This is a genomic window from Alphaproteobacteria bacterium, from assembly GCA_040220875.1.
Classification (GTDB): domain Bacteria; phylum Pseudomonadota; class Alphaproteobacteria; order JAVJVX01; family JAVJVX01; genus JAVJVX01.
This window is the reverse complement of record JAVJVX010000003.1, coordinates 187767-214167: the sequence shown is the minus strand read 5'-3', so window position 1 is coordinate 214167 and position 26401 is coordinate 187767. Positions and strand designations below refer to the sequence as shown.

Annotated in this window: 20 protein-coding genes, 1 tRNA gene and 1 riboswitch; of the genes, 5 read left to right on the top strand and 16 right to left on the bottom strand. The window is 65.1% G+C overall.

Features of this window, described 5'->3' with window-relative positions; genetic code table 11:
* Nucleotides 1-42 precede the first annotated feature (42 nt).
* Both RLQ26_01055 and RLQ26_01050 read left to right on the top strand, forming a co-directional pair.
* Nucleotides 43-681: a DUF1134 domain-containing protein gene (locus RLQ26_01055; GenBank protein ID MEQ9087312.1), complete on the top strand. Its 639-nt coding sequence runs from the start codon at nt 43-45 to the stop codon at nt 679-681.
* Between the two features lie 126 nt (nt 682-807).
* Entirely contained in the window at nt 808-2088 is a 1281-nt protein-coding gene (locus tag RLQ26_01050) for a DUF1329 domain-containing protein (protein MEQ9087311.1), read from the top strand.
* A gap of 78 nt (nt 2089-2166) precedes the next feature.
* Here the strand turns inward: RLQ26_01050 and RLQ26_01045 are convergent.
* The 3 genes from RLQ26_01045 to RLQ26_01035 form a co-directional block, all read right to left on the bottom strand.
* Nucleotides 2167-2242 (bottom strand) — tRNA-Glu (locus RLQ26_01045).
* Nucleotides 2243-2292: 50 nt separating this feature from the next.
* Nucleotides 2293-3351 (bottom strand): low specificity L-threonine aldolase, encoded by a 1059-nt coding sequence (locus tag RLQ26_01040; GenBank protein MEQ9087310.1) that lies wholly within the window; start codon nt 3349-3351, stop codon nt 2293-2295.
* A gap of 3 nt (nt 3352-3354) precedes the next feature.
* Complete coding sequence (locus RLQ26_01035) at nt 3355-3729, bottom strand: hypothetical protein (GenBank protein MEQ9087309.1); 375 nt, start codon at nt 3727-3729, stop codon at nt 3355-3357.
* Between the two features lie 21 nt (nt 3730-3750).
* Between RLQ26_01035 and RLQ26_01030 the strand changes: the two genes are divergently transcribed.
* Complete coding sequence (locus RLQ26_01030; GenBank protein ID MEQ9087308.1) at nt 3751-4791, top strand: RluA family pseudouridine synthase; 1041 nt, start codon at nt 3751-3753, stop codon at nt 4789-4791.
* A gap of 231 nt (nt 4792-5022) precedes the next feature.
* Complete coding sequence (gene rpoH / locus RLQ26_01025) at nt 5023-5907, top strand: RNA polymerase sigma factor RpoH (protein MEQ9087307.1); 885 nt, start codon at nt 5023-5025, stop codon at nt 5905-5907.
* Between the two features lie 72 nt (nt 5908-5979).
* On the opposite strand, the gene RLQ26_01020 is transcribed toward rpoH, so the two are convergent.
* The 7 genes from RLQ26_01020 to RLQ26_00990 all read right to left on the bottom strand — a co-directional run bounded on the left by RLQ26_01020 (nt 5980) and on the right by RLQ26_00990 (nt 16203).
* A complete protein-coding gene (locus RLQ26_01020; protein ID MEQ9087306.1) occupies nt 5980-6441 on the bottom strand; it encodes a hypothetical protein in 462 nt (153 codons plus the stop codon).
* A gap of 10 nt (nt 6442-6451) precedes the next feature.
* Nucleotides 6452-8515, bottom strand: a complete 2064-nt coding sequence (locus tag RLQ26_01015; GenBank protein MEQ9087305.1) for a hypothetical protein — start codon at nt 8513-8515, stop codon at nt 6452-6454.
* Nucleotides 8516-8720: 205 nt separating this feature from the next.
* Nucleotides 8721-10013, bottom strand: a complete 1293-nt coding sequence (locus tag RLQ26_01010; GenBank protein MEQ9087304.1) for an adenylosuccinate synthase — start codon at nt 10011-10013, stop codon at nt 8721-8723.
* Between the two features lie 14 nt (nt 10014-10027).
* Nucleotides 10028-11224, bottom strand: coding sequence for an ATP phosphoribosyltransferase regulatory subunit (locus RLQ26_01005; protein ID MEQ9087303.1), 1197 nt, complete (start codon nt 11222-11224; stop codon nt 10028-10030).
* 180 nt (nt 11225-11404) lie between these two features.
* On the bottom strand, nt 11405-12982 hold the full coding sequence (serA, locus tag RLQ26_01000; GenBank protein ID MEQ9087302.1) for a phosphoglycerate dehydrogenase: 1578 nt from the start codon (nt 12980-12982) through the stop codon (nt 11405-11407).
* A gap of 22 nt (nt 12983-13004) precedes the next feature.
* The gene (locus tag RLQ26_00995) at nt 13005-14174 is read right to left on the bottom strand and encodes a phosphoserine transaminase (GenBank protein ID MEQ9087301.1); all 1170 of its coding nucleotides are present in this window, start codon (nt 14172-14174) and stop codon (nt 13005-13007) included.
* A gap of 196 nt (nt 14175-14370) precedes the next feature.
* A complete protein-coding gene (locus RLQ26_00990) occupies nt 14371-16203 on the bottom strand; it encodes an SLC13 family permease (protein MEQ9087300.1) in 1833 nt (610 codons plus the stop codon).
* A 249-nt stretch (nt 16204-16452) separates the two neighbouring features.
* Nucleotides 16453-16561, top strand: a riboswitch (TPP riboswitch).
* A gap of 122 nt (nt 16562-16683) precedes the next feature.
* On the opposite strand from RLQ26_00990, the gene thiC reads away from it, so the two are divergent.
* On the top strand, nt 16684-18516 hold the full coding sequence (gene thiC, locus RLQ26_00985) for a phosphomethylpyrimidine synthase ThiC (GenBank protein MEQ9087299.1): 1833 nt from the start codon (nt 16684-16686) through the stop codon (nt 18514-18516).
* Here the strand turns inward: thiC and thiD are convergent.
* The 6 genes from thiD to ybgF all read right to left on the bottom strand — a co-directional run bounded on the left by thiD (nt 18513) and on the right by ybgF (nt 26209).
* On the bottom strand, nt 18513-19328 hold the full coding sequence (gene thiD, locus RLQ26_00980) for a bifunctional hydroxymethylpyrimidine kinase/phosphomethylpyrimidine kinase (protein MEQ9087298.1): 816 nt from the start codon (nt 19326-19328) through the stop codon (nt 18513-18515). The genes thiC and thiD overlap by 4 nt on opposite strands.
* 5 nt (nt 19329-19333) lie before the next feature.
* The gene (glmM, locus tag RLQ26_00975) at nt 19334-20689 is read right to left on the bottom strand and encodes a phosphoglucosamine mutase (protein ID MEQ9087297.1); all 1356 of its coding nucleotides are present in this window, start codon (nt 20687-20689) and stop codon (nt 19334-19336) included.
* Between the two features lie 122 nt (nt 20690-20811).
* On the bottom strand, nt 20812-21651 hold the full coding sequence (folP, locus tag RLQ26_00970) for a dihydropteroate synthase (GenBank protein ID MEQ9087296.1): 840 nt from the start codon (nt 21649-21651) through the stop codon (nt 20812-20814).
* A gap of 4 nt (nt 21652-21655) precedes the next feature.
* Nucleotides 21656-23578: an ATP-dependent zinc metalloprotease FtsH gene (ftsH, locus tag RLQ26_00965; protein MEQ9087295.1), complete on the bottom strand. Its 1923-nt coding sequence runs from the start codon at nt 23576-23578 to the stop codon at nt 21656-21658.
* A 230-nt stretch (nt 23579-23808) separates the two neighbouring features.
* Nucleotides 23809-25245 carry a tRNA lysidine(34) synthetase TilS gene (gene tilS, locus RLQ26_00960; protein MEQ9087294.1) on the bottom strand — a complete coding sequence of 479 codons (1437 nt, stop codon included), beginning with the start codon at nt 25243-25245 and terminating at the stop codon, nt 23809-23811.
* Nucleotides 25208-26209 (bottom strand): tol-pal system protein YbgF, encoded by a 1002-nt coding sequence (ybgF, locus tag RLQ26_00955; protein ID MEQ9087293.1) that lies wholly within the window; start codon nt 26207-26209, stop codon nt 25208-25210. The genes tilS and ybgF overlap by 38 nt, the downstream gene beginning before the upstream one ends.
* Nucleotides 26210-26401: the final 192 nt, after the last annotated feature.

The window sequence follows — 26401 nt, the reverse complement described above, 5'->3', positions numbered from 1 at the left end:
GGGCACAGCCCGAAGGGACCGAATGAAAGGAAGGGGCAAGAGATGACCGACCATACAGGGTCACGAGAATCGAAAAAGCCGCGCGCCCGGGTGCTGCTTCTGGCTCTTCTCCTCAGCCTGGCGACCGGGTCCTGGACCGGCGTCCTGGCCAACGACGGGGCCAACGACGGGGCCAACGACGCGACTGCGGCCGAGGAAAGCGGCTTCACGAAAAACGAGATCATCGAAAGCGCAAATTCCTTTTTCGGCGCGACGACAGCCGGGCTGGCCGATGTCGTGGAGAAGGCTTTTCAGGATCATGGGCGGCCGAACGCCTACATCACGGGAGAGGAAGTGAGCGGCGCAGTCGGTGTTGGCGTGAAATACGGGCGCGGCGATCTGAATTTCAAATCAGGCGGGACCCGCAAGGTGTTCTGGCAGGGCCCGACCGTCGGTTTTGATTTTGGCGGCAACGCGTCAAAAATTTTCGTGCTCGTTTACAATCTTGAGACGGCCGACGCGCTGTTTCAGCGCTTTCCCGGCGGCGAAGGGTCGATCTACGTCGTCGGCGGCGTCGGCATGCATTATCTGCAGAGCGACGGCGTGATCCTCGCCCCGATCAAGACCGGCGTCGGCCTCCGCGCGGGGGTGAATGTGGGATACATGCATTTTACCCGAGAAGCATCCTGGAACCCGTTCTAGCCGGGCAACACGCCGGGGCTGGCACGTCATGCGTGAAAGGACGGCCTTTGCGCGCGACCACGCACCGGGTAGGCTTGCCCGGTCAAGAGACAGCCTGAAAGACTTACAAAATCTGGGGAGATTGGCATGAGATCAGCGATGCGGCACGGCCTCGCGTCATGGGCGGCGATCCTTTCACTCATCACCGCGAGCGCCACGATGGCGGCGGACAACGGCACCGCGCTCTCTCCCGGAACCGTCATCACGGCCAAAAACATCGACCGGCTTCTCGAGGCCAGTTATGGCGGGCATCGCATACCGGACATGCTGCCCGAGCGGATCGTCTGGCAGATTCGTGAACATAACCTCACCATCCCGCTTGGTGAGATCCGCCCGCATCCCATCGACCCGCGCTATGCGGAGCTGACGCGCAAATACGCCGACCAGGCGCGGCTCGACGCGGACAAGAAACTCGTCGGCTGGGTTGGCGGCGTGCCTTTCCCCGAGCTTGACCCGAACGATCCGGACATCGCGTGGAAGGTCATCTGGAACTCACAGCGCGGGCGGCAAAGCGGCGATTCACTCGATCAGCCCAAATTCTCGTACCTCCTGATCGACGGCAATACCGGTGTCGAGCGCAAGCAGGTCTGGACCTATCGACTGATTCTGCTCAAGGGTCGGGTGACGGGAGGCGCGCCCTCGATCGGCGAACCCGATGCCTACCAGAAATCCCTGATCGTTGCCCTCGCCCCGCAGGACATCAAGGGCGTGGGCACCTTCGCTATTCGCTATAACACGGGCAAGGTGGACGATAGCTGGGCCTATGTGCGCGATGTCCGCCGGGTGCGCCGGCTATCGGGCAGCGCCTGGATGGATCCGATCGGCAGCACCGACGAGTTGGGCGACGATTTCGGCATTTTCGGCGCCTATCCCACCTGGTATGCCGATTACAAATTTCTGGGCAAGACCACGATTCTGGCCGTCGCCAACAGCATCAGCCCGCAATGGAATGAAGACGCGTCCAATATCGATGACGAATTCCCCGGTTTCGATCTGACCAACCGGCCGCACTGGAACCCCATCAATGACTGGGAGCCGCGCGAGGTCTACGTGATCGAGGGCACGCCCGAGCCCGAGCATCCCTATAGCCGCAAGGTCGGCTATATCGATGCCAAGACATGGAACGTCTATTACGGCGAAGCCTTCGACAAATCGGGTGAATTCTGGAAGTCGATGTATCAGGGCATCCGGGTCTGGCCCGATGCAAGCGATCCGGAAGGCGATATCGTCTGGCCCAACTGGGGCAGCACGATCGATTTCCAGAAATATCACGGCACGATCTTCACCTCGCACCCGTCCTGGCTGTTCGGGTCACCGGTGACGGAGGAGGATGTCTCGCTCACCGTTCTCGAGGCCCAGGGCCGCTAGGTCGGCCCGCAAGACCGGCCGCCGAGGGAACAAAACGTGACAAAAAGTTTGTACATTTTGAGGGGCGAGTTTGTACATTGGCGTCCCCTACGGGATTCGAACCCGTGTTGCCGCCGTGAGAGGGCGGTGTCCTAGGCCTCTAGACGAAGGGGACGAGAGGCGAGAGCCCGTCTGATACAGCCCCGCCCCGGTTTTCGCAAGTCCTCACTGGACCCGCTCCCGGCCTTCCAGCGCGCGGCGCGCAATCTCGAGCGCCGCCTGGATTTCGGACTCCGTCGTCTCGAAGCTGGTCAGAAGCCGGATCACCCCGGGGCCGAGCCTCGGCCAGGGATAGAAAAGTACGCCGGCGGCCTCGAAGGCCGCGCGGACGGGCGCGGGGAGTTCGAAAAACATCTCGTTCGCCTCGACCGGATAAAGCCGCCGCGCGCCGGGGAGCGCCGCAAGCCCGTCCGCCAGTTCGCGCGCCCGCGCATTCGCCCGGCCCGCATTCCGGAGCCAGAGTCCGTCCGCCAGATAGGCTTCAAGCTGGGCCGAAAGGAAGCGCATCTTGCTCAGGAGATGCCCCCCGCGCTTGCGCCGGAAGCCGGTTTCCCGGGCGCGGTCCGGGTTGAAAAAGATCACCGCCTCGGCCGCCATGGCGCCATTCTTGGTCGCGCCCAGGCACAGCACGTCCACCCCGGCGCGCCAGCTCATCTCGGCCGGGCTGGCATTCGTCGCCGCCAGCGCGTTGGCGAAACGCGCGCCATCCATATGCACACTGAGGCCCCGCTCATGGGCGGTATCACTCAGTGAGCGGATTTCGTCCGCCCGATAGAGCGTGCCCGACTCCGTGGCCTGGGTCAGGCTGAGCACGGCCGGCTGCACGTAATGCACCATGCCCGCCCCCGACCGGTCGAGCGCGCGCGTCAACGCGGCCGGATCGATCTTGCAATCTTCGCCATCGAGCGGAACCAGCTTCCCACCGGCGGTAAAGAATTCCGGCGCGCCGCATTCATCGGAATTGATGTGCGAGTCCGCGTGACAGTAGATCGCGCCATAGGGCGGTGCCAGGCTGGCCAGCGCCAGCCCGTTGGCGGCCGATCCCGTCACCACCGGAAACACGGCGAGATCGGTCTCGAACACCTCCGCGAATTGCGCCGTCAGCCGGGCGGAAACCTCGTCCTGCCCGTACGGCATGGCGGCACCGTCGTTGGCCGCCGTGATCGCGGCCATGATTTCCGGTGACACGCCAGAGACGTTATCACTGCAAAAATTGATCGCCATGGCTTACCGGTCCACGCCCGCGCCCGGCTCATCCTCCTCGTCCCCATCCGGGAGACGGGTGGGTTCCCCTTCCGCACCGATGCGGGCCACCACCCGTCCGGTCTCAAGATCCATCACGTAGACACTGGTCTCGCCCTCGAAGCCCTGGATTTCGACGATCAGCCGGTTGTCCGTCACCTCGAGGCCGCCGATCATCGCGCCCTCGGGCACGATCAGACGCACCGGCGTGTCGCCCGGCCCGCGCGAAACACTCGCCGGCCCCGACAGGGCGGGTGTTTCCTCGCTCGTGGCGCGACGAACGATTTCGTATACGAGCACCGCCGTTGCCGCGACAATCAGAACGGCGAGGAAAATCACGAGGCTCTTGAGTGCTTTCATCGTTGGGTCCAGTGTGAGTCCATGACGACGGACAAATCAGATACGCAGCCGGACGACGGCGGGATCGCCGAGGTTATCACGCTTTCCGTCCCGGGCGAGGCAATCGGCGGCGGGGACAGCGCGGCGCCGGTCGCGGGACGGCTCGACAAGGTGCTGGCCGACCGCACGGCGCTATCGCGAAACCGGCTCAAGTCGCTGATTTCCGGAGGTCTCGTCTTCGTAAACGGGCGGAAGATAGCGGACCCCTCCTACCTGGTCAAACCGGGGACAGAGCTTGTCGTCCGTGTGCCCGTGCCGATCGCCGCGACGCCTGCGGCAGAGACGATCGCTCTTGATATCGTCTACGAGGATGCTGCCCTGATCGTGATCAACAAGCCGGCCGGCCTTGTCGTCCACCCGGCGGCCGGCAATACCAACGGGACGCTGGTCAACGCCCTGCTCGCCCATTGCGGGGCGGAACTTTCCGGGATCGGCGGGGTGAAACGGCCGGGCATCGTCCATCGCCTGGACAAGGACACGAGCGGGCTTATCCTCGTCGCCAAGACGGACGAGGCGCATGTCCGGCTCGCCGCCCAGTTCAGCGCCCATACGATCGAGCGCAGCTATACGGCGCTGGTCTGGGGCGTGCCGGGACCGCTGTCGGGCGAGATTCACGGCAACATCGGGCGCAGCCCGACGCACCGGAAGAAAATGGCCGTGGTCACGCGCGGCGGCAAGCCGGCGCTCACGCATTACACGACAGAGCGCAGCTTCGACACATTGGCCAGCCTCGTGACCTGCCGGCTGGCCACGGGGCGGACGCATCAGATCCGCGTCCATATGGCCCATCTGGGACATCCGGTCATCGGCGACCCGCTTTATGGCCGCGTGCCGAAATGGGCAAGCCGGGCCCGGGGGGCTCGCGAGACGGCGATACTGGCCCGACTGCGCGCCTTTCCCCGCCAGGCGCTGCATGCCCGGACCCTGGGCTTCCGTCATCCGACCAGCGATGAGCTGTGCCGGTTCTCTTCCGAATTACCACATGATTTCAATGGATTAATTTATTCTTTAGAGTCGATATAAAAACTTGTTATAATTTCTTCAGCTTTGGCCACCAACCTAGGTCAATGCAGCGGGCCGTGGGACCGGCCACGATTTGGACACGAAGGCCGCCTACCGTCCCTCGAAACTGGCGCTCCCGGGGTTGGCCGGCCGCCACATCAGGCACAGGAAATCAGGCACAGGAAATCGGAACATCACGTGACAGGCTCGAACGACCAGCACAAAGAGACGACCGAGGGCACCGGCACGGCACTGACCAAGCGCCAGTTGCCGGCGCTCCAGTTCACACCGGAAAGCAATCTCAGTCGCTACCTGCAGGAGATCCGGAAATTCCCGATGCTGGAGCGGGAAGAGGAGTTCATGCTGGCGAAGCGCTGGCGCGACCATGGCGACGTGGAGGCGGCGCACAAGCTGGTGACCAGCCATTTGCGCCTGGTGGCCAAGATCGCCGTGGGCTACCGCGGTTATGGCCTGCCCCTGGCCGAACTGATATCGGAAGGCAATGTCGGCATGATGCAGGCGGTCAAGAAATTCGACCCCGATCGCGGCTTCCGGCTAGCCACCTACGCCATGTGGTGGATCAAGGCGGCCATTCAGGAATACATCCTGCATTCCTGGTCGCTCGTGAAGATCGGCACCACTGCCGCGCAAAAGAAACTGTTTTTCAACCTGCGGAAGCTGAAAAGCCGTCTGCAGCAATTCGAGGAAGGCGACCTGCCCCAGGAAAGCGTCTCGGAAATTGCCGATGCACTGTCGGTACCGGAAAAGGACGTGATCGAAATGAACCGGCGGCTGGCGGCGAGCGACAATTCCCTGAACGCGCCGTTGAAGGCGGAAGGTGAAGGCGAATGGCAGGACTGGCTCGTCGGCGAGGAACCGGATCAGGAAGAGCTTCTGGGTGAGCGGGAAGAAATGGGACGCCGGCGTGAGCTTATGGCGCGGGCGATGGAAGGCCTGAACGAGCGCGAACGCCATATTCTGAGCGAGCGACGGCTCAAGGAAAGCGCATCCACCCTGGAGGAACTCAGCCAGGAATACGGCATCTCGCGCGAGCGGGTGCGCCAGATCGAAGCGCGCGCGTTCGAGAAGCTGCAGGCGGCCGTGCGTGAAATGGCGGAGGCCGACGTCATGGCGTGAACGGCCGGGCGTGAACGGCCGGGCGTAAACGGCCGGGCGTGACGAGCCGCCGGCCCGGTCACCGGGCCAGACCTACCCGTCTTCGCGGGACGCGAGAACGTCCTCTCCCCATTCTGCCTTCAGGCCCTCGATCCGGGCCGCCAGAGTCTGGCGCCGACTGCGATTCTGCATCTGCGCCAGCGCGACGTTCACCACCGGCACTGCCAGATAGATCAGGAAGCCGACAAGCGCGCCCACATACATGGTCGCCAGGTGGACAGTGGTGGTGACGACCATGAGGGCGTTTTCGTAACTGTGGCCGCTCTCCCACAGGACCGTGACCACGTACAGGACGCCCACCAGATTAGCCGGAAAGACCGCGCGCATCATGGCTGCGCCAGGCGACTCGTCCGCCATTCTGACGAAAAACGTCGGCACGAGCCCGACGACCACGATTATGAAGGTCGGAAAGGCCGCTATCATCAGGCCCAGCAGCGTGACGGCCAGGAGAATTCGCGAATTATGCCTGCCGGGTGGCGCGGCGCGACCAGCCATTTCTGTCCTCCTACAACATTTTCATCATGAAGAGGCCAATGCCCGCGGCGATCGAAAGCGCGAGCGACACAACACCTGCCTGCGCCTGCCCTCTTAACCGTGCGTCTCGATGCAGCGTGCGCGCGGCCAGGCGAAAATGGTTGAGTTCCGCCTCGGCCCGACGTGCCTCCTGGACGGCATGGCGGTAATTCACATCGTCATTGTGCCGGATTGTCCGGTTGTCCAGCAGATCGACCAGTTTGGACAGGTTACCGCTGGCGGCAGCACTCTCGAGGCGCTCGTCGATATACTGGCGCAGGCGGACATTGTGAAGATCCCCCAGGGTGGGCTCGACAAATTTACGCAACCACCCGGAAAGGGCGCGGGCCTTGCGTCCGTTAGCACGGCGCTGGGCCGTAGCCAGTATTCGCAAGCTCGCGCGCTTGCCGGCGCTGTCCATGATTTCGGTCCGGGGTAATTCGCCATCGGGGAGCCCCCGGACCCGCGCCGCGACAAAAGCTGCCAGATGCCGATCGAAGATGCGCGTCAAATCGGATTTTTCGCCCACGCCCTCTTCAAGCGCATCGATCAGGGTTTCACAGGAAATCACATGGTATTTTTCGCCGAACATCGGGCTGAGGCACGGCAATTCCGGATTTAACGCATAAAGGCAGTATTCCATGCCGGCGCCATACTCGCGCGATGCGAGCTTGGCCGGCAGATTTTTGAGCCGGAGGGCCACACGGCTGGCCATGGCCGTATCGGCGCCCGGCAATTCCGCATGGTAGAGAAAAAATTTGTGTTCGAAGAACTGGCGCAGATCCTGCTGGAACGCTTCATCAGCGTGCCGTTCGGCGACGAGATCCCCGAGCGCGTCCGGCATTGCGGCGATACCCAGAAACCGCCACGGAGCCCTGGGATCGAGCGTCGCGAGCAGACGGGCAAAGATCAGCGCGCGCCAGCCGCTCCGGTCGGCGCGGCTCTTCTCACTGTTCCCGAGAAGCTGAAGAAGTTCCCGTGTCCGTCCAGCGAGTTCCGAATCTCCGAGCTTGCTTTCGATCCATTGCGGGAGGTGACAGGTCTTGAGCCAGTCGGGCCCGTTCTGCCAGTCACGCGAAAGGGCATGGGCGAGCGCGCGGAGGCTTTTGTACTCCTGCCCGTTGACCGTGATGCCATGCTCCATGGATCTGAGATGACTGGGCCGGGGAGATTTGCGGTTTTCCCGCACCATGCCCCCTTCGGCCCACTTGGTGAGCACGTGCAGGGTCCAGCGATTTTCCGGGTCGTCGTTAAGAAGCCCCCGAAGCGCCTCCTTGATCCCCATCGGCAGGCGATGGCCGTTGACCAGGGCGTTATAGGAGCCTTCGCGGATCTTCAGATCGAGAATCTGCTCGCTGGTCATTCCGGCCAGCGGATTCTTTCCGATCGCCAGATAAAGCATCGTGACGCCAAGAGCGTAAAGGTCAGCCGTGTGATCGCCGTCGCCGCGCGCCCAGGGGTCCGCCATAGCCAGTTCGACCGGCTCGCAAATCACCGGCTGGTCGACGCCCGGAGGTACCGTCACACCGTCGCCCAGCAAAAAAGGAGAATTTTCATCCGTGACAAAGAGATTTGTTGGCCGGATCCCCCGATGGGTAACCCCGCGCTCGTAACATTCGGCCAGGAAGTCAAGGGTCGGCAGGACGAAACGCCGCACCAGATTGCCGAGGCTGAGCGGCTCGATCTCGTCTGTCATATCGGAGACGAGGCGCGTGCCCTCCACTCGCGGATAGAAAATGGCGAATCGCCACCCGCCTTCCTCCGTCCAGCGGACGGGGCCACTTTCGATCGGCCGAAAAAAATGGGGGCTTGAAAACTGCGCAAAGACGTCAAGTGTCTCGATCCGCGCCTGACGCCGCGGATCGGCGAGATAGGCAATGAGCGGATTGCCGGAACGGGTATTACGCGCGGCGAAGGCAGGCGCATGGGGCGCGCTGAACCTGTCGAGGGGCGAGGACGGATCGATTTCAATATGCGAGCCGAACGGGATCACCCGCGCGGGCGGGACATCGCCCGGCGGACTCGGCACCGTGGTTTGCGCCTCGTTCAAGGCCATTCTCTTCGGTCCTCAGTTTCATGGCGAACGAGCTTCATGGCGAACGGGCGAGCCGCAGACATGGCTGTCTCGGCCCGCCGCCAAGCGTGCTCCTCCCCCCGAGGCAAACCTAGGACGGGGGTGGGAAATTATTCGTTAACGCTGGTGCCAAGGGCGCGGCGGCGAATTGCCGGAAACGGGCCAAAGCCCGGAAATCCGGGGGCGCTCAGCCGGAGAACGGGTCGGTCACGAGGATGGTGTCGTCGCGCTCGGGGCTGGTCGACAGCAGCGCCACGGGCACCTCGATCAACTCCTCGATCCGCCGGATATACTTGATTGCAGTCGCCGGCAGATCCGCCCAGGACCGGGCACCACGGGTCGAGTCCTGCCAACCTTCGAGGGTTTCGTAGACGGGCCTCACCGCCGCCTGGTCGGCGACGCCGCTCGGGAAAACCGAAAGCACCTCGCTGCCCAGGCGATAGCCGGTGCAGATGTTGAGCTGCGCCATCCCGTCGAGAACATCGAGCTTGGTCAGCGCGATACCGTGAATGCCCGCGATCCTGGCCGCTTGGCGCACCATCACCGCATCGAACCAGCCGCAGCGCCGCGGCCGTCCCGTCACAGTCCCGAATTCGCGACCCCGCTCACCCAGCCCGCGGCCGATTTCGTCCGACAGTTCGGTCGGAAACGGCCCGCTGCCCACGCGCGTCGTATAGGCCTTGGTGATGCCCAGAACGTAGCCCGGTGCCGCAAACCCCGCCCCCGCGCCGACCGAGGCCTCGGCGGCCACGGTATTGGATGAGGTGACGTAGGGATAGGTGCCGTGATCCACATCCAGCATGACGCCCTGCGCACCTTCGAAGAGAATGCGCTTTTCCGCCCGGCGCGCATCGTCGAGGAGTTCCCAGACCCGGGCGGCGAAGGGCAGGATGCGGGGGGCGATCGCACACAACTCGGCCAGCAGCGCCTCCCGATCGATTTCGTCGTGGCCGAGGCCGCGCAGCAGGGCATTATGATGCACCAGGAGCTGATCGAGACGGTGAGCCAGGAACGAGTGGTCCGCCAGATCGCCGACCCGGATCGCCCGCCGGGCGGCCTTGTCCTCATAGGCGGGCCCAATGCCCCGCCCTGTCGTGCCGATCCGGCCGTGTCCCAGCGCCTCTTCGCGCGCGCGGTCGATCATCGGATGGAACGGAAGGATCAGGCTCGCGTTTTCGGCGACCTTGAGCGTCTCCGGCGTGACGTCCACGCCTTTCTCGCGAATTGCCTCGATCTCCTTCAAGAGAGCCCAGGGATCGACCACCACCCCGTTCCCGATCACGGATATCTTGCCCGGGCGCACCACACCCGACGGCAGCAGGCTCAGCGCATAGGTAGTGCCGTTGATGACCAGCGTATGGCCGGCATTGTGGCCGCCCTGAAACCGCACCACAACATCGGCACGTTCCGACAGCCAGTCCACGATCTTTCCCTTGCCCTCGTCGCCCCATTGGGCGCCGATTACGGTTACGTTCCCCATGCGCTAGATTCCGTTCAGCCTTCCGCCGCGAGGACGCGGCCATCGATGACAACATGCGCGCAGCCAAGCCGGCGCGCCTCTTCTCTGGGATCGGCCACCGGACCGAGGCCCGATACCGTGATCCAGCCCTCTTCCCGCAGTCGCCGGCCGAGCGCCACGCCCTCGGGAAAGGGCAGATACAGCCGCGCCGTCTCCTCGGAGCGAGGGACTGCAGTCATCACGGTATCCATAAACAGCGTAAAGCCGGTTGCCGGCTCGGCGCTTGGACCCGGTACTTCATAGCGTCCACCCCGGCCAAGATCACCGGTGATGCCCTGGGCAAAAATCGAAAAGCTGACGCCGGTATGATATTCGAAGCCGCGATGCTCCACCGGATCGATGGTCAGCGCGAAGTCGTGCCCAGCCTCGAGGAGGCGCTGGGCACCCTCGACCAACCGGTCACAATCGGCGCGCGTGTTTGGCGGCAGGTCGAGCGCGCCGAGGGCCGCGATACTGGCATCGGCCGGCCCCATGGCCGCCACAAGCCCCTGCACCAGGCGCGCGGTTTCGCGGTCTCCCGAAAGGATGCGGCCGACAGCCTCAAGGTCCTTGCGATTAAGCGCCGCACGAAGCCTCGGCCGCACACCGTGGTCAACCGCCTTTTCATCCAGCAGAACCGGCACCAAGGTCGGCAGGTTGAGATCGACCGACAGATGTTTGATGCCAAGCCCCAGCAGCGCCTCGGCTGCGAGCGTCACGACCTCGACATCGGCCGAAACCTGCGCCGCCGTGCGCGCGGCGCCGATCAACTCGACGCCGACCTGCGCGAAACCGCGATTGGGCCGCATCTGCGACCCGCGCACGCGTAACACCTCGCCCGCATAGCTCAGCCGCAGCGGCCGCGGCACGCCGGCCAGGCGCGATGTGGCGATACGTGCCACCTGCAAGGTGAAATCGGGGCGCACGGCCATCATGCGGTGAGACAGCGGGTCCATGATCCGGAAAGTCTGGGTTGCCATTGCTTCGCCGGCGCCTTCGAGAAGCCCGTCCTCGAACTCCACCAGGGGCGGCTTGACCCGCTCGTAGCCGTATGTGTGAAAGCTCCCGAGCAGCGCCTCCACCGCGGCCGCCTCGCGGGCCGCGTCGGGTGGCAGGATGTCCCCAAGCCCCTGGGGCAGCAATGCCCGGCTGCCCGCCGTCTTCCCATTCGCAGGGTTGGTGTCCGATGCCATGGCCGTCTCGTTCCTCGCGCAACGGCCTCCCCGCCGCGCGCCAGCGCCTCTCTCTATCCTGTCCGCTTCAGACCCGCGGGCACGGCCGGGTCAGCGGCTACCTAAACCCGTTTAAGTCCCTGACGCAATTAGAATTACGGTACAGCCAGGAAGGCCCCGCCGACCGGCTTTGGGGGCCGGCTAAAAGGTAAGGCTCTTTACCTGCATGACGTCCGGAAGGGCGCACAGCGCCGCGATCAGCGCCTTGTCCAGGGGCTCGTCCACCTGAACCAGGCAGAGCGCGTCATCACCCGGCTTCACCCGCCCGAGGTGAAAGGTCGCGATGTTGACGTTATGGTCCGCCAGCGTGGTGCCGAGCCGGCCGATGAACCCGGGCCGGTCGGCGTTACGGACAAACAGCATATACCGGCCGAGCTCAGCCTCGACCGCGATGCCCTCGATATCGACGATTCGCGGCTTTGTGCCGCCCACCAGCGTACCCGCGATGGATCGCGTGCGGGTATCGGTCTCGACCGTCAGACGGATCAGCGTCTGGTAGTCGGGCTGATGCTCGTGCTTGACCTCCGTGACGTCGATATCGCGCTCCCGCGCCATCACGGGCGCATTGACGATATTGACACTGTCCAGAAGCGGCTTGAGCAGCCCTTCGAGCAGGGTCGCGACCAGCGGGCGCGTGTTCTGCTCGGCGGCGTGACCCTCGAATTCAACGCGAACCGACTTAATCCCGCTTTCCGTCACCTGGCCCGCGAAGCTGCCGAGCTGTGCGGCCAGGACCAGATAAGGCTTGAGACGCTGCGCGTCCTCGCCCGACAGGGAGGGCATGTTGATCGCGTTGACAACGGCGCCCGTCAGCAGGAAATCCGCCATCTGGTTGGCGACGTCCAGCGCCACGTTTTCCTGAGCTTCGGACGTGCTGGCGCCGAGATGCGGTGTGGCAATGAAATTTTCGATGCCGAAAAGGACGTTCTCCGTCGCGGGCTCAGTCTCGAAAACGTCGAACGCGGCACCGCTGACATGGCCCGAGTCGAGCGCAGCCTTCAGGTCCGGCTCGTTCACGAGACCGCCGCGCGCGCAGTTGATGATCCGCACGCCCTTGCGAGTCTTGGCCAGCGATTCCTTGTTCAGAATGTTGCGGGTCTGATCGGTCAGCGGTGTGTGAAGCGAAATGAAATCGGCCCGCGCGAGAACTGTATCCAGATCGACCTTCTGCACGCCGATATCCCGCGCCCGCTCGTCTGACAGGAACGGATCGTAGGCAATCACCTTCATTTTCAGGCCGAGCGCCCTGTCCGCCACGATCGAACCGATATTGCCGCACCCGATGATCCCGAGCGTCTTGCCCGTGACCTCGACACCCATGAACCGCGATTTTTCCCATTTCCCCGCGTGGGTCGAGGCGTTGGCCTCGGGAATCTGCCGCGCCAGCGCCATCATCATGGCAATGGCGTGCTCGGCCGTCGTGATGGCATTCCCGAAGGGCGTGTTCATTACGATCACGCCGCGCGAGGTCGCCTCCTTCACATCGACATTATCGACGCCGATGCCGGCCCGGCCCACAACCTTGAGGGCCGATGCCCTGGTCAGCACGTCGGCCGTCACCTTGGTGGCGGAACGAATGGCGAGGCCGTCATACGCGCCGATGACCTCCACCAGCTCGTCCGGGCTCATGCCCGGCTTGACGTCCACCTCGATCCCGCGCTCCTCGAAAATCTCGGCGGCGCGGGGGCTCATCTTGTCGGAAATCAGAACTTTCGGCATGGCTTCCTGTGCTTCTTTGGCTTCAGGCGGATTGATCGGCCTTGACCCGGGCATAAGCCCAGTCAAGCCAGGGGAGGAGCGCTTCGATATCGGATGTTTCCACGGTGGCGCCGCCCCAGATCCGGAGTCCGGCCGGTGCGTCGCGGTACCCGTTGATATCATAAGCGACGTTTTCTGATTCGAGGAGCGCGGCCATGGCCTTCGGCACCGCCGTCTGTGTCTGTTCGTCGAGCCCGTTGAACCAGGGGTCGTCAATCTTGAGGCAGATCGAGGTACACGAGCGCTCGCGAGGTTTTTCAGCGAGGAAGGCGGCCCAGTCGGATCGGGCCACCCAGCCGGCGATCGCCTCCAGATTGGATTCGCTCCGCCGAACAAGGCCGTCGAGCCCGCCCACGGAACGCGCCCATTTCATCGCGTCGAGAGCGTCCTCAACGCAAAGCATCGAGGGCGTATTGATCGTCTCGCCCTTGAAGATGCCCTCGTTCAGCTTGCCCCCCTTGGTCATGCGGAAAATCTTGGGGAGCGGCCAGGGCGGCGTGTAGCTTTCGAGGCGTTCGACCGCGCGCGGGCCGAGGATCAGGATGCCGTGCTGCCCCTCACCCCCCAGCACTTTCTGCCAGGAAAAGGTGACGACATCGAGCTTGTCCCAGGGCAGCCGCATTGCGAAGGCGGCCGAGGTCGCATCGCAAATGGTCAACCCGCCCCGGTCGTCGGGAATCCAGTCCCCATCGGGGAGGCGAACACCAGACGTGGTTCCGTTCCACGGAAACACCACGTCGCGCTCGAAATTGACGTCGCTCAGATTGGGCAAATCGCCGTAAGGCGCGTCGAACACCAGCGCGTCGTCGAGCTTGAGCTGCTTGACCACATCAGTTGCCCAGCCGGCGCCGAAACTTTCCCAGGCCAGCACATCCACACCGCGCGGACCCAGCAGCGACCAGAGGGCCATTTCCACCGCCCCGGTATCCGAGGCCGGCACGATGCCGATCCGGTACCCGTCGGGCACGCCCAGAATCTCGCGGGTAAGATCGATCACCTCCGCCAGTCGTGCCTTGCCCGGTTTGGAGCGGTGCGAGCGTCCCACCAGAGCGCCGGCCAGCGCGCTGACATCCCAGCCCGGCCGTTTGGCGCAAGGGCCCGAGGAGAAACAGGGGTTGGCCGGCTTGGCAGCGGGCAGGGGGCCGGCTGTCATGGAAACCTCGCTTGCTGGAACCTCAAGGAAAGTGCTGTTTCCTGCGCCTTTCCAGCGTTGGAAAGGGGCGGGCGGCGCGGATACTAGGTGGCGTGGCGGCGCCCGTCAACGCGGTGCACAATACCCCCGCAGGGCGCTTCCGCGGCCAATGGTCGCAAGCCTCTCCCGCAAGCCGCCGACGAAGGGGCGGCCCGCCTCAGAGGCCGAAATATCCTGGGGCGAACAGGGTGAAGACCAGCCACATCAGGAGCGTCATGGGCAGGCCGATCCGGGCGTAGTCGGAGAACCGGTAATGCCCCGGCCCCATCACCAGCAGATTTGTCTGATAACCGATCGGCGTGGCGAAGGAACAGTTGGCGGCGAGGACCACGGCAATGGCGAAGATCCGCGGGTCCACGTCGAGCCCCGCGGCAAGGCTGATGGCGATCGGCGTGAACAGAACCGCACAGGCATTATTGGAAAGAATGTTCGTCATCAGCGCCACGAAAAGGAAAAACACCGACAGCATTACCTCGGGCCCGAAATCGCCAAACCCGGCCACCAGGATGTTGGCCAGGAAGGCGGCCGTGCCGGTTTCCTGCATCGCGACACCGAGCGCCAGCGCCGAGGCGACCAGCATCATGATCTTGCGGTCGATCGCCCGGGCGGCCTGGCGCACATTGAGCGCGCCAGCCGCGATCATGCCCACCGCCCCCGCCGTGGCCGTCACCACGATCGGCATGAGTTCGGCCGCGGCGACCCCCACCACGGCCAGAAAGATCAGGCTGGCGCGCCGGGCCATTTCAGGTGCGCCGATTTCCGTCGCCGACCATTCCATCGGCACCACGTCGCGGCTCGCGCGAAGCGCCTCGATATCGCCTCGGTGGCCGAGAATAAGCAGAACGTCGCCGGCTTCGAGCCGGATTTCCGTCATCCGCGCCCGGATCATGCGCGATCGGCGCTGAATACCCAGCACGATGCAATCATAATTGTAGCGAAAACCGGACTGCTCCAGGTTCTGTCCGATCAGCCGCGAGGCGGGCGTGACCATGCCCTCCATCAGGATCATGTCGCTGCCGGCCAGGCCACCTTCCTCGTCCTCGGGCAGATCCGGGCCGAGCAGCCCCACGTCGCGCGACAGCACATCGAGAAGCGCCTTGCGTGTCGCGGCCACGATGATCACGTCACCTTCGCGCAGGCGGAACCCGTCGAAGGGCGGCAGTTCGGCGTGCTCGCCGCGCTGGATCATGCGCACGGTCACGTCCTTGAGGCCCGGAAATATACCTGCCTTCGCCTCTTCGCCAATGAGATCGGAATGAGCGGTGACGGTGATCTGGGCGATAAACTGCTTACCGCTTTCACCGACGAGCGCGCCCGCCAGGCTGGCGCGCGGCGGCAGCAGGCGCACCCCGATCACGATCAGGAAGACGAGCCCCGCCCCGCCAAGCATCAGCCCCGGGATGGAGAACTCGAAAAATCCGAGCGGCGTCTCACCCATGGCAGCCAGGCTGTCGGAGACCAGGAGGTTGGTGCTCGACCCGATCAGGGTGGTCATGCCGCCCAGGATGGCGGCGTAGCTGAGCGGAATCATAAACCGCGACGCGGATTGCCCGAAACGTTCGGCCAGGGCCTGCATGATCGGAATGAAAATCACCACAACCGGTGTGTTGTTGAGAAATGCGCTCAGCGCCATGACAGCGATGAGGATCAAGAGGAAGCAGATGAAGGCGTTGCCCCCACCCAGCCGGAGCGCCCATTCCGCCGTCTGGTCAAGCGCACCGGTCCGCACGAGTCCCTGGCCGACCACGAGGAGCGCCAGCACCGCGATCAGCGCCGGGTTGGCGAACCCGGCCAGGATCACACCGGGTGACAGCACATTCTGCCCCGATGCATCGAGCACAGGGAAGAACTGGAAATAGATCAACAGCGCGGCGATGATGCCGCCCGCTGTGAGCTCGATCGGGTATTTGTCCCAGGCGTAAATCGCGACCGCGCCCAGAACAAAGGCGAGAGTCGCCCAAATCTGCAGGGATGGATCGACTGCGAGCATACGAAAATCTCGAGAAGCGCCGTTCCGAAGCGCGGTTGACGGGGTGCGACCGGGCGGGCTTCAGCCCGGTCGGCCTGGCGGGACAAGCTCTCCCTATCCCAAAGCGACCAGCCTGGTCAATTACACCGAACGTCCCAGAGTGGCACAATACCCCTCGTCAGGGGCTGGTCATTCGCGCGTCCCGGTGCGAACACCGCTTTCCGCTCCGTTGAGGCCTCTTGACCGGTCGTCCGAGACGTCCGACCATGGGCGGTCCCTTGGGGGAGCCTCACAAGAGGCTGAGAGGCCAGGACCGATCTGGCGACCCTTCGAACCTGATCCGGCTGACACCGGCGTAGGAAAAGGACTGGCGTTTCGGGCATGCACCTGACAGACCATCCGCCCTGCCGCTTCCTCCTTGATTTTCCTGGCGCCCTGCGGTCCGGAGCCACCCGGAAGATCGCCTGACCCCAAGCCGTTTGAAAGAAAGAGGAGGCAGTGATGCCCGACGCCAGTCAAAAGAAATCCGACATCCCCCTGTCCGTCGAGACGGGCGCCATACCGGGCTCCCGGAAGGTCTATGCCTCGCCCGCGAACCGGCCGGAAATCCGGGTGCCGATGCGGGAGATCGCGCTCGACCCTTCAGCGGACGAGGCGCCGGCACTCGTCTACGACACATCGGGCCCCTATACCGATCCCGACGCCAAAATCGATATCACCCGCGGTGCTCCCCGGCTGCGCGCGGACTGGATTCTGGCACGCGGCGATGTCGGTCCGCACCCGGGCCGCGCGGTTCGGCCCGAGGATAACGGCCAGCTGAAACGGGATGACATGGTGCCGGCCTTTCCGGGCGCGGGCGAGCGTGTCCTGCGCGCCAAGCCGGGCGAAACGGTGACACAACTGGCCTATGCGCGGCGGGGCATCATCACGCCCGAGATGGAATACATCGCCATTCGGGAGAACGAAGGCCGCGAAGCTATCCGGGAGGCGGCCAAGGGGGGCGAGAGTTTCGGCGCGCAAATCCCCAGGCTGGTGACGCCCGAATTTGTGCGCGACGAGGTGGCGCGCGGCCGCGCGATCATTCCGGCCAATATCAACCATCCCGAAATCGAGCCCATGATCATCGGGCGCAATTTCCTTGTGAAGATCAACGCCAATATCGGCAATTCCGCGGTTACCTCTTCGGTTGCGAACGAGGTCGACAAGATGGTGTGGGCGATCCGCTGGGGCGCCGATACCGTGATGGACCTGTCCACGGGCACCAATATTCATAACATCCGCGAATGGATCATCCGCAACTCGCCGGTCCCCATCGGGACGGTTCCCATCTATCAGGCACTGGAGAAAGTGAACGGTGTGGCCGAGGACCTCACCTGGGAGGTCTACCGCGACACGCTGATCGAGCAGGCAGAGCAGGGTGTCGATTATTTCACCATTCATGCCGGCGTGCGCCTGCCCTACATCCCGATGACGGCCGACCGGGTGACCGGCATCGTTTCCCGCGGCGGCTCCATCATGGCGAAATGGTGCCTCTCCCATCATCAGGAAAGTTTCCTCTACACGCGCTTCGAGGAAATCTGCGAGATCATGGCGGCTTATGATGTCAGCTTCTCGCTCGGCGACGGGCTGCGGCCAGGCTGCATCGCCGATGCCAATGACGAGGCACAGTTCGCAGAACTCGAGACCCTCGGCGAATTGACGAAAATCGCCCACAAACACGACGTCCAGGTGATGATCGAGGGACCGGGCCATGTGCCCATGCATCTCATCAAGGAGAACATGGACAAACAGCTGGCGGCCTGCGACGAGGCTCCCTTCTATACTTTGGGGCCGCTCACCACGGACATTGCGCCCGGCTACGACCATATCACCAGCGCCATCGGGGCGGCGATGATCGGATGGTTCGGCACGGCGATGCTTTGCTATGTGACCCCCAAGGAGCATCTGGGGCTGCCTGACCGGGACGATGTGAAGGCCGGGGTGATCACCTACAAGATCGCGGCCCACGCGGCGGATCTGGCCAAGGGGCATCCGGGGGCGCAGTTGCGCGACGATGCGCTCAGCCGGGCACGTTTCGATTTCCGCTGGCGCGACCAGTTCAATCTGTCGCTCGACCCCGAGACGGCGCTCAACTTCCACGACCAGACCCTGCCGGCAGAAGGCGCCAAGGTCGCCCATTTCTGCTCCATGTGCGGGCCCAAATTCTGCTCCATGCAGATCACCCAGGAAGTCCGCGACTACGCCCGGAAGGGCATGGCGGAGATGAGCGAGAAGTTTCGCGATCGGGGCAGCAAAATCTACGTCGACGCGGCCGACAGCGAAGACCCGAACTAGCCCTGCCGCCACATATGGTTGAGGGGCCCGTGCCCGTGCCCGAAGCCGGGCGCGTGGCGGATCGCTCCCAGCACGTAATCCCGCGCCATTGCGACCGCGGCATCGAGCGCCGCGTGCCGCGCGAGACCAACCGCGATTGCCGAGGCCAGGGTACAACCGGTGCCGTGGGTATGGCGGGTAGCCAGGCGCGGGCCCTGAAACACTTCCGCGCCTGCCTCGGTCACCAGCACGTCGCTGAGCAGATCAGCGCCTGCCACGACGCCGGTGACGAGTACGTTCGCGGCCCCTTCGGCCTGGAGTACCTTGCCCGCGCGAGCGGCGTGATCGGGGGTGGTGATGGCAAGCCCGGTGAGAAGCTCCGCCTCGGCCACGTTTGGCGTCAGCAGATGGGCGCGCGGCACGAGGAGCGCCTTGAGCGCCGTCACGGCCGCTTCATCCATCAACCGGTCGCCGCTGCTCGCCACCATCACCGGATCAAGTACGAGTGGGCAATCGACCGCGTGATCCGCCAGGGCGGCCGCCACAGCCTCGATACAGCCGGTCGTGGGCAGCATGCCGATCTTGATGGCTTCCGCCCCGATATCGGCCAGCACCGCCGCCATCTGGTGCGCCACGATTTCGGGCGGCACAAGCATCACGTCGTGAACGCCGACGGTATCCTGGACCGTCAGGGCGGTGATCGCGGTGGCGGCATAACCGCCGAGCGCCGAGACGGTCTTGATATCGGCCTGAATGCCGGCGCCGCCTCCGGAATCACTGCCCGCGACGATCAGGATGCGGGGCATGGCGGCAGGTGGGGATGTTTCGGCCATGGGCCTCAGGCGGCCGAGGTCTGGGCCGTCTTTTCGAGCGCCCCGACGATATCGTCGACGACGCGGCCCACGAGATCGAGGTCGTCACCTTCAGCCATGACGCGGATAACGGGTTCGGTCCCGCTCGGACGAATCAGGAGCCGCCCGCTTCGGCCCAGCCGGCGCTCGGCCGCCACGACCGCCTTCTGCACATCCGGGCGATCCAGCGGCAGCCGTCCCTGATAGGGGACGTTTTTCAGGAGTTGCGGCACGGCATCGAACATATGGCCGACATGACTTACCCGGTCATCCTTGCTGACCAGCGCCGCCAGCACCTGCAGCGCCGCAATCAGCCCGTCGCCGGTCGTGGAATAGTCCGACAGGATGATGTGGCCCGACTGCTCGCCGCCCACGTTGAAGCCGTGGTCGCGCATATGGGCGCAGACATACCGGTCGCCCACCTGCGTTCGCACCAGCGTCAGGCCGAGACCATCGAGATAGCGCTCGAACCCGAGATTCGACATCACCGTCGCGACCACGCCGCCGCCCATGAGACGGCCCGTTTCCTGCCAGTTTTTCGCCACAAGCGCCATCACCTGATCGCCGTTCATCACCGATCCGGTTTCATCCACGATGATCAGCCTGTCGGCATCACCATCGAGCGCGAGGCCGATATCCGCCCCCTCGGCGACAACGCGTTTTTGCAGTTCCCCAAGATGGGTGGCACCGCATTCGTGGTTGATGTTCATCCCGTCCGGATCGGCCCCCATCGTCACGACATCGGCTCCGAGTTCCCAGAGGATGCGTGGCGCCGCCTTGTAGGCGGCACCGTTGGCGCAATCAACGACGATCTTGAGTCCGTCCAGCCTGAGCTGCTTGGGGAACGTATTCTTCACGATCTCGATATAGCGTCCCACCGCATCATCCAGCCGGCGCGCGCGCCCGAGTTCGGCCGGCGGCGCCAGCACATCGTCGAGCCCGTTCTCGACCAGATGTTCGATCTCGATCTCCACCTCATCAGAGAGTTTCCAGCCATCCGGCCCGAAGAGCTTGATTCCGTTATCCTCGAACGGGTTATGCGAGGCGGACAGCATGACGCCGAGATCGGCGCGCAGCGAGCGGGTAAGCATGGCGACGCCCGGTGTGGGCAATGGGCCCAACAGCATCACATCCATGCCCATCGCGATGAAGCCGGCCTGCAGGGCCGGTTCAAGCATGTAGCCCGAGAGCCGGGTGTCCTTGCCAATGACGACGAGATGCTTGTGATCGCCGCGCCGGAAATGATGGCCCGCCGCCATGGCGACCCGAAGCGCCGTCTCCGCCGTCATGGGCTCACGGTTGGCGGTCCCCCGAATCCCGTCAGTCCCGAATAGTTTTCGCATGCGCCCCTCAACATCCCGCTGCTGACAGAATTATATCACACCAGGACGCGCTCGACAGCAAAGCCCTCATTCCGGCCTTGCGGACCCGGCTCCAGCGTCCCGCCGGCTCCGGCGGCCGGAGTCTAGGCGGAGGAACGCGCCTTCCCGATCGCCTGCCAGACGGCGAGCGCCTGGCGGGTCTCCGCCACGTCATGCACGCGCACCAGATCGACGCCACGGTTTGCCGCGAAAAGGGCGGCGGCGAGGGAACCGCCTAACCGGTTGTCCACCGCCTCGCCCCCGCTGGCGCGGGCGATGAAGCTCTTTCGCGAGGCGCCCACCATGACGGCGCAGCCAAGAGCGCGGAACCGGTCGAGATGAGCGAGCAGGGTCAGGTTATGCGCGAGCGACTTGCCGAACCCGATACCGGGGTCGATGGCGATACGGGCGCGGTCGATCCCCACTGTCTCGCAAGCCCGCACGCGGGCGGCCAGAAAGTCCAGCACCTCGACCACGACATCGTCATACCGGGGGCCATCCTGCATGGTTTCCGGCGTCCCCTGCATATGCATCAGGATGACCGGGGATTGCCGCCGGGCGACGAGAGCCAAGGCCTCGGGATCATGGGTGAGCGCGGTCACGTCGTTGACGATAGCCGCCCCGGCATCGAGGGCGGCGGCCATCACGGCGGCGTGGCGGGTATCGATGGACAGCGGCACGCCGGCCCGCGCCAGCCCCGCGATGACGGGGAGAACGCGGCCGGCCTCCGCCTCGGGCGATAACTCTGTCGCCCCGGGGCGCGTGCTTTCACCCCCAATGTCCAGAATATCGGCGCCCGCCTCGATCAGCGCCCGCCCGTGGGCGATCGCGCGGACCGGATCACTGAATTCACCGCCATCGGAAAAACTGTCGGGCGTGACGTTGACGATGCCCATGACGGCCGGCGCGCCGGCGCGCCCGGCGAAGGGTCGCACGGCCGTCACGAATTCAGGTGCCGGGTTGCGGCTTCGGCTCCAGCCCGCCCGGCCCGGACGGCTTGCCGCTCGCGGGAACGGAGGCGCGCGGCCCCTTGGGGCCCGGCGGCTCCTCCGTCGGGGCGCGGGTGATCGTCTCGCCATTCAGCAGCTTGCGGGCCTCGTCACCTGTGAGCGACTCGTATTCCAGAAGCCCCTTGGCCAGATTCTCGAGGCCTTCGCGGTGCTCCTCGATCACCGAGCGCGCGAGGGTCTCGGCCGACTCGATGATGCGGCGCACCTCCTCATCGATCGTCTTGGCCGTCGCATCGGACATGTTTTTGCGCTGGGCGACAGAATGACCAAGGAAGATCTCTTCCTCGTTCTCGCCATAGCTGAGCGGCCCCAGAATGTCACTCATGCCCCATTCCGTCACCATTCGGCGCGCCAGGCTGGTGGCCTGCTTGATATCGTTGCCGGCGCCGGTGGTGACGTTGTCGTCGCCAAACACGATTTCTTCGGCGACGCGCCCACCGAACATCATGGCGAGGCGCGCCTCGATCTCGCGCCGGGAAATCGACAGACGATCCTTTTCCGGGAGCCCCATGGTCAGGCCGAGCGCACGGCCGCGCGGAATGATCGTCACCTTGTGCAGCGGATCGTTGCCCTCGACGAAGACGCTGACCAGCGCATGGCCGGCCTCGTGATAGGCCGTCAGACGCTTTTCATCTTCGCTCATCACCATCGAGCGCCGCTCGGACCCCATCATCACCTTGTCCTTGGCGTCCTCGAACTCCAGCATGGTCACGACCCGCTTGCCCCGTCGCGCGGCCAGCAGGGCGGCCTCGTTCACAAGGTTGGAAAGATCGGCGCCGGAAAATCCGGGCGTGCCGCGCGCGATGGTCCGCGGCGCCACATCGCTCGCGATAGGAACGCGCTGCATGTGGACCTTGAGGATTTTTTCCCGGCCCAGCACGTCGGGCATGGGCACCACGACCTGGCGGTCGAAGCGGCCGGGACGCAGCAGGGCAGGATCCAGCACGTCGGGCCGGTTGGTGGCGGCGATCAGGATCACGCCGTCATTCGCCTCGAACCCGTCCATCTCGACCAGCAGCTGGTTGAGGGTCTGCTCGCGTTCGTCATTGCCGCCGCCGAGCCCGGCACCACGATGCCGGCCCACGGCATCAATCTCGTCGACGAAGATGATGCAGGGGGCGTTTTTCTTGGCCTGCTCGAACATGTCGCGCACCCGGCTGGCGCCGACGCCGACGAACATCTCGACGAAGTCGGAGCCCGAGATCGTGAAGAACGGCACGTTGGCCTCGCCCGCGATCGCGCGGGCAAGCAGGGTCTTGCCGGTACCGGGCGAGCCCACGAGCAGCACACCCTTCGGAATGCGCGCGCCCAGGCGCTGAAATTTTTGCGGATCGCGCAGGAACTCGACCACCTCCTCAAGCTCGGTCTTGGCTTCGTCGATACCCGCGACATCGTCGAAGGTCACGCGACCGGTCCGCTCGGTCAGCATGCGCGCGCGAGATTTTCCGAAGCCCATGGCCTTGCCACCCCCGGACTGCATCTGGCGCATGAAGAAGATCCAGACGCCGATCAGCAGCAATATCGGGAACCACGAGACCAGAATGCCCAGCAGCGACGGGACGTTGTCGTCGGCCGGCACGGCCGCGACCCGCACGCCCTTTTCCAGCAGCCGGTCGACCAGCTTGGGATCGTTCGGCGTGTTGGTGGTAAACGCGCGCCCGTCGCCGAGATGGCCCTCGACGACGTCCCCCTGGACCGTGACATCGCGGACATTGCCCGCGTTCAATTCGGAGATGAACTCGGAATATTCGAGCTGGGCCTGCGCCCCGCGATTGGTTGGCCCCTGGAACAGGTTGAACAGCGCAACCAGCAGCAGACAGACGATGATCCAGAGGGCCAGGTTTTTTCCGAAATTGTTCACGCATCTACCTTTCAGAAAGCGGGCGGGACCGGCGCGGGGGCGTTTCCAGGGCGGGCAACAGTATAGCCGTTCCCTGAAGGTCCCGTTACCCCAGACAGATAATGCCTCGGGACGCAAAAACAATGCTTTCCCGGGCTCCCCCGGGCTCCCCCGGGCTCTCCCGGCCTCCCCCGGCCGGGAAACTTGCGGCCGGCGCCGGTCTTGGGACCCAATTCCGCCCCAGGGCAGGCTCAGGCGCTGGAAAACGGGGCCCCGACGAGCGGCACCCGGGGCCGGAAGCGGAACCGGGCGAAATCGCCCCCATCCAGATCGAGCCCCGCCATGGATACGATCCGGCCGTCACGGCGGATGACCGGCAGCGCCGCACGGGCCGGGGCTGGAACCTCGCGGGCGAAGGCGGTCAGCCGGCCGGGACCATCGGGCGCCCGCCCCGACAGCATCTGGCGCACCTGCCGCCAGCCCTCGGCCCCGAGCGCGCCGACCTGCATTCCCGCGCCGCCGCCCCCGGCCAGCGTCACGACGAACCGGCCATCCCAGTGTGGATCGCCCGCCGTCTCCGGCCGCGAGGAAACCACGAGGTCGAGTTCGGGCGCGACTGCCCCCGGCTCGCGGACGACCAGAAGCAGATCACCGTCGGCGCGCGCCTTGAGCCCGGTGGCAGCCCTTTGAGCCGTCATCAGGCGGCAGCCGCCCAGCGTGCGTGCGTGCCCGAGGCCGGTCGCCAGCAGGTCCTTACCCAGGCTGCGCACGCGCTGGCGGCGTGGGGGAAAGGCGCTTCCCGAAACGGTCTGCACGAGGCGGCTCAACACGGTCTCAAGCGTTTCGCCCGAAAGCCGGCGAACGCCGTCGCGCGACAGCACCGCAAATCCGAGAGGACTGAGATATCCGTTCGCGGCGAAGAACCGGGCCATGCCCCGGTCACTTTCGGCGCGCGCCGCGCCGGCCGCGATCGTTGCGGCATAAAGGCGATCGGCGCGCGCGGGTGAGGCGCGCAGAATCGCGCGCAACCGCACACGGGTAAACCGGCGGTCGCGGTTTGACGGGTCCTCGATCCAGCTCTCGCCGCGGGCGGCAAGCCAGGCGCGCACCGCGGTGCCGGGGACCGGAAGCAGGGGGCGCAGCAAGCGCAAATCGGGCGTTTCGCTGATCGCGGGCATGGCCGCCCGGCCGCGCGGACCGGTGCCGCGCTCGCGCCGGAGGAGTGCGGTCTCCGCCTGATCGTCGCGCTGATGGGCCACCAGCAGGTGCAACACGCCTTCCCGGCGGCACCAGCCCTCCATCAGCCCGTAACGCGCCGCCCGGGCCGCCGCCTGCACCCCGCTCGCGGGCTTCGGGCCGGTCCAGCGCAGAATTACATGAGCGATGCGGTGATCGCGGAGCCAGGCGCCAGTCCGCGCCGCCTCATCCGCCGAATCGGGCCGGAGCCCGTGATCCACGGTAAGCGCCGTTAGCCGCGCGCCGGGGCGCGCGACCACCCACTCCCGCGCCAGCAGGACGAGCGCCCGGCTGTCGGCCCCGCCCGAGACGGCAACGGCAATATGGGGGATCTCTTCGAACGGGCCGAGCGCAGCCATGCGCCCCTCGAACCAGGCCGGGCCGATATCACCCGCGGCCCGCGTGTCCCCGGTTTCAGGGGCAGCCAAGTCGCGCGCGTTCGCGGCTGGCATGTTGCTGAATGCGCGCAGGCGCCTCGGGATAGCGCCGCGCGAGTTCGGCGAAGGACTTGCAGGCCTCCTCCGTTTTTTCGAGCGACGCGAGCGACATACCGAGTTTCAGCAGGCTGTCAGGCGCCTTCGTACCGTCGGGATATTGCTTGTAGCTTTCCGCGAACCGGACGGCGGCCTCGGCGAAATTCTTGCGGACGTAAAAAGTCTCTGCCCGCCAATAAGCGGCATTGCTCGCAAGGTCATGCGTGCCATGGGCGGCGAGAAACGCCGCCAGCGCCTTTTCGGCCGCCTCGTAATCGGCCTGGATGACGAGAGAAAAGGCGTGGTTGTACTGCTCTTCCGCCGACCCGGGCGGCAGGACGGCGCCCGGCAAGGCCGCCATATCGGCCGTCTCGCCGGCACCGGTCGCTGCCGGTGGCACGGACGGGTTGGGCGTGACACCAAGGGGCATGACCTGCCCCGAGCGTCCGGCCGGGCGTTCGGCCGACCCTGGCCGGTCAACGCCGGAGCTGCCGGCGCTTCCGTCGGCGAAGTCCGCGGCCCCGCGGCCACCCTGGCGTTCGAGGGCCGAAAGGCGCATCTCGAGGTCGCTCTGCAACGTATCGATACGATGGCCGGTGCGTTCCAGCCCGTGCGCGATTTCCTCGACACGACCGGTCAGTTCCTGGATCTGAGTCTCGAGATCGCTCAGCTTCACCTGAAGCCGCGCCGCGACGGGGCCCGCCTGAAGCCCAGTGCCTGCGCCAGTGCCCACGCCAGTGCCCGCGCCAGTGCCCGCGCCATCGCTCGCAGGCGATACGGCGGACGGTTTCTCGCCACGGTAGACCTGTTTCTGGAGCGCGTTCAGGTCGGCCTCGAGCCGCTCGAGCCGGGTAACCACCGGCGCGAGTTCGCCCGACTGGGCGCACACCGGGCCAACTCCGCCCGAGACCGCCAGGGCCAGCCCGAGGATCGCCACAGGCATCACCGCCCGCCGCGCCGGACCGCGACGCCGACGGCGTCCCCCATGTTCTTGCATCACGCCGGGTTCTCGCATCATGCCGATCTCAATTGTTCCGCTCCCGGCCGCCAACCGCATTCGCTCCGCAACCGGCGGACATTGGGATCACCGGCCCGGACCCCGAATTATCGACCCGAATATGTCGAAAAGATGTGA

Bases quoted from the DNA above. Each gene is read 5' to 3' on its own strand.
- RLQ26_01055 (MEQ9087312.1), top strand. From the start codon at position 43: ATGACCGACCATACAGGGTCACGAGAATCGAAAAAGCCGCGCGCCCGG.
- RLQ26_01050 (MEQ9087311.1), top strand. From the start codon at position 808: ATGAGATCAGCGATGCGGCACGGCCTCGCGTCATGGGCGGCGATCCTT.
- RLQ26_01040 (MEQ9087310.1), bottom strand. From the start codon at position 3,351: ATGGCGATCAATTTTTGCAGTGATAACGTCTCTGGCGTGTCACCGGAA.
- RLQ26_01035 (MEQ9087309.1), bottom strand. From the start codon at position 3,729: ATGAAAGCACTCAAGAGCCTCGTGATTTTCCTCGCCGTTCTGATTGTC.
- RLQ26_01030 (MEQ9087308.1), top strand. From the start codon at position 3,751: ATGACGACGGACAAATCAGATACGCAGCCGGACGACGGCGGGATCGCC.
- RLQ26_01020 (MEQ9087306.1), bottom strand. From the start codon at position 6,441: ATGGCTGGTCGCGCCGCGCCACCCGGCAGGCATAATTCGCGAATTCTC.
- RLQ26_01015 (MEQ9087305.1), bottom strand. From the start codon at position 8,515: ATGGCCTTGAACGAGGCGCAAACCACGGTGCCGAGTCCGCCGGGCGAT.
- RLQ26_01010 (MEQ9087304.1), bottom strand. From the start codon at position 10,013: ATGGGGAACGTAACCGTAATCGGCGCCCAATGGGGCGACGAGGGCAAG.
- RLQ26_01005 (MEQ9087303.1), bottom strand. From the start codon at position 11,224: ATGGCATCGGACACCAACCCTGCGAATGGGAAGACGGCGGGCAGCCGG.
- serA (MEQ9087302.1), bottom strand. From the start codon at position 12,982: ATGCCGAAAGTTCTGATTTCCGACAAGATGAGCCCCCGCGCCGCCGAG.
- RLQ26_00995 (MEQ9087301.1), bottom strand. From the start codon at position 14,174: ATGACAGCCGGCCCCCTGCCCGCTGCCAAGCCGGCCAACCCCTGTTTC.
- RLQ26_00990 (MEQ9087300.1), bottom strand. From the start codon at position 16,203: ATGCTCGCAGTCGATCCATCCCTGCAGATTTGGGCGACTCTCGCCTTT.
- thiC (MEQ9087299.1), top strand. From the start codon at position 16,684: ATGCCCGACGCCAGTCAAAAGAAATCCGACATCCCCCTGTCCGTCGAG.
- thiD (MEQ9087298.1), bottom strand. From the start codon at position 19,328: ATGGCCGAAACATCCCCACCTGCCGCCATGCCCCGCATCCTGATCGTC.
- glmM (MEQ9087297.1), bottom strand. From the start codon at position 20,689: ATGCGAAAACTATTCGGGACTGACGGGATTCGGGGGACCGCCAACCGT.
- tilS (MEQ9087294.1), bottom strand. From the start codon at position 25,245: ATGCCAGCCGCGAACGCGCGCGACTTGGCTGCCCCTGAAACCGGGGAC.
- ybgF (MEQ9087293.1), bottom strand. From the start codon at position 26,209: ATGCCTGTGGCGATCCTCGGGCTGGCCCTGGCGGTCTCGGGCGGAGTT.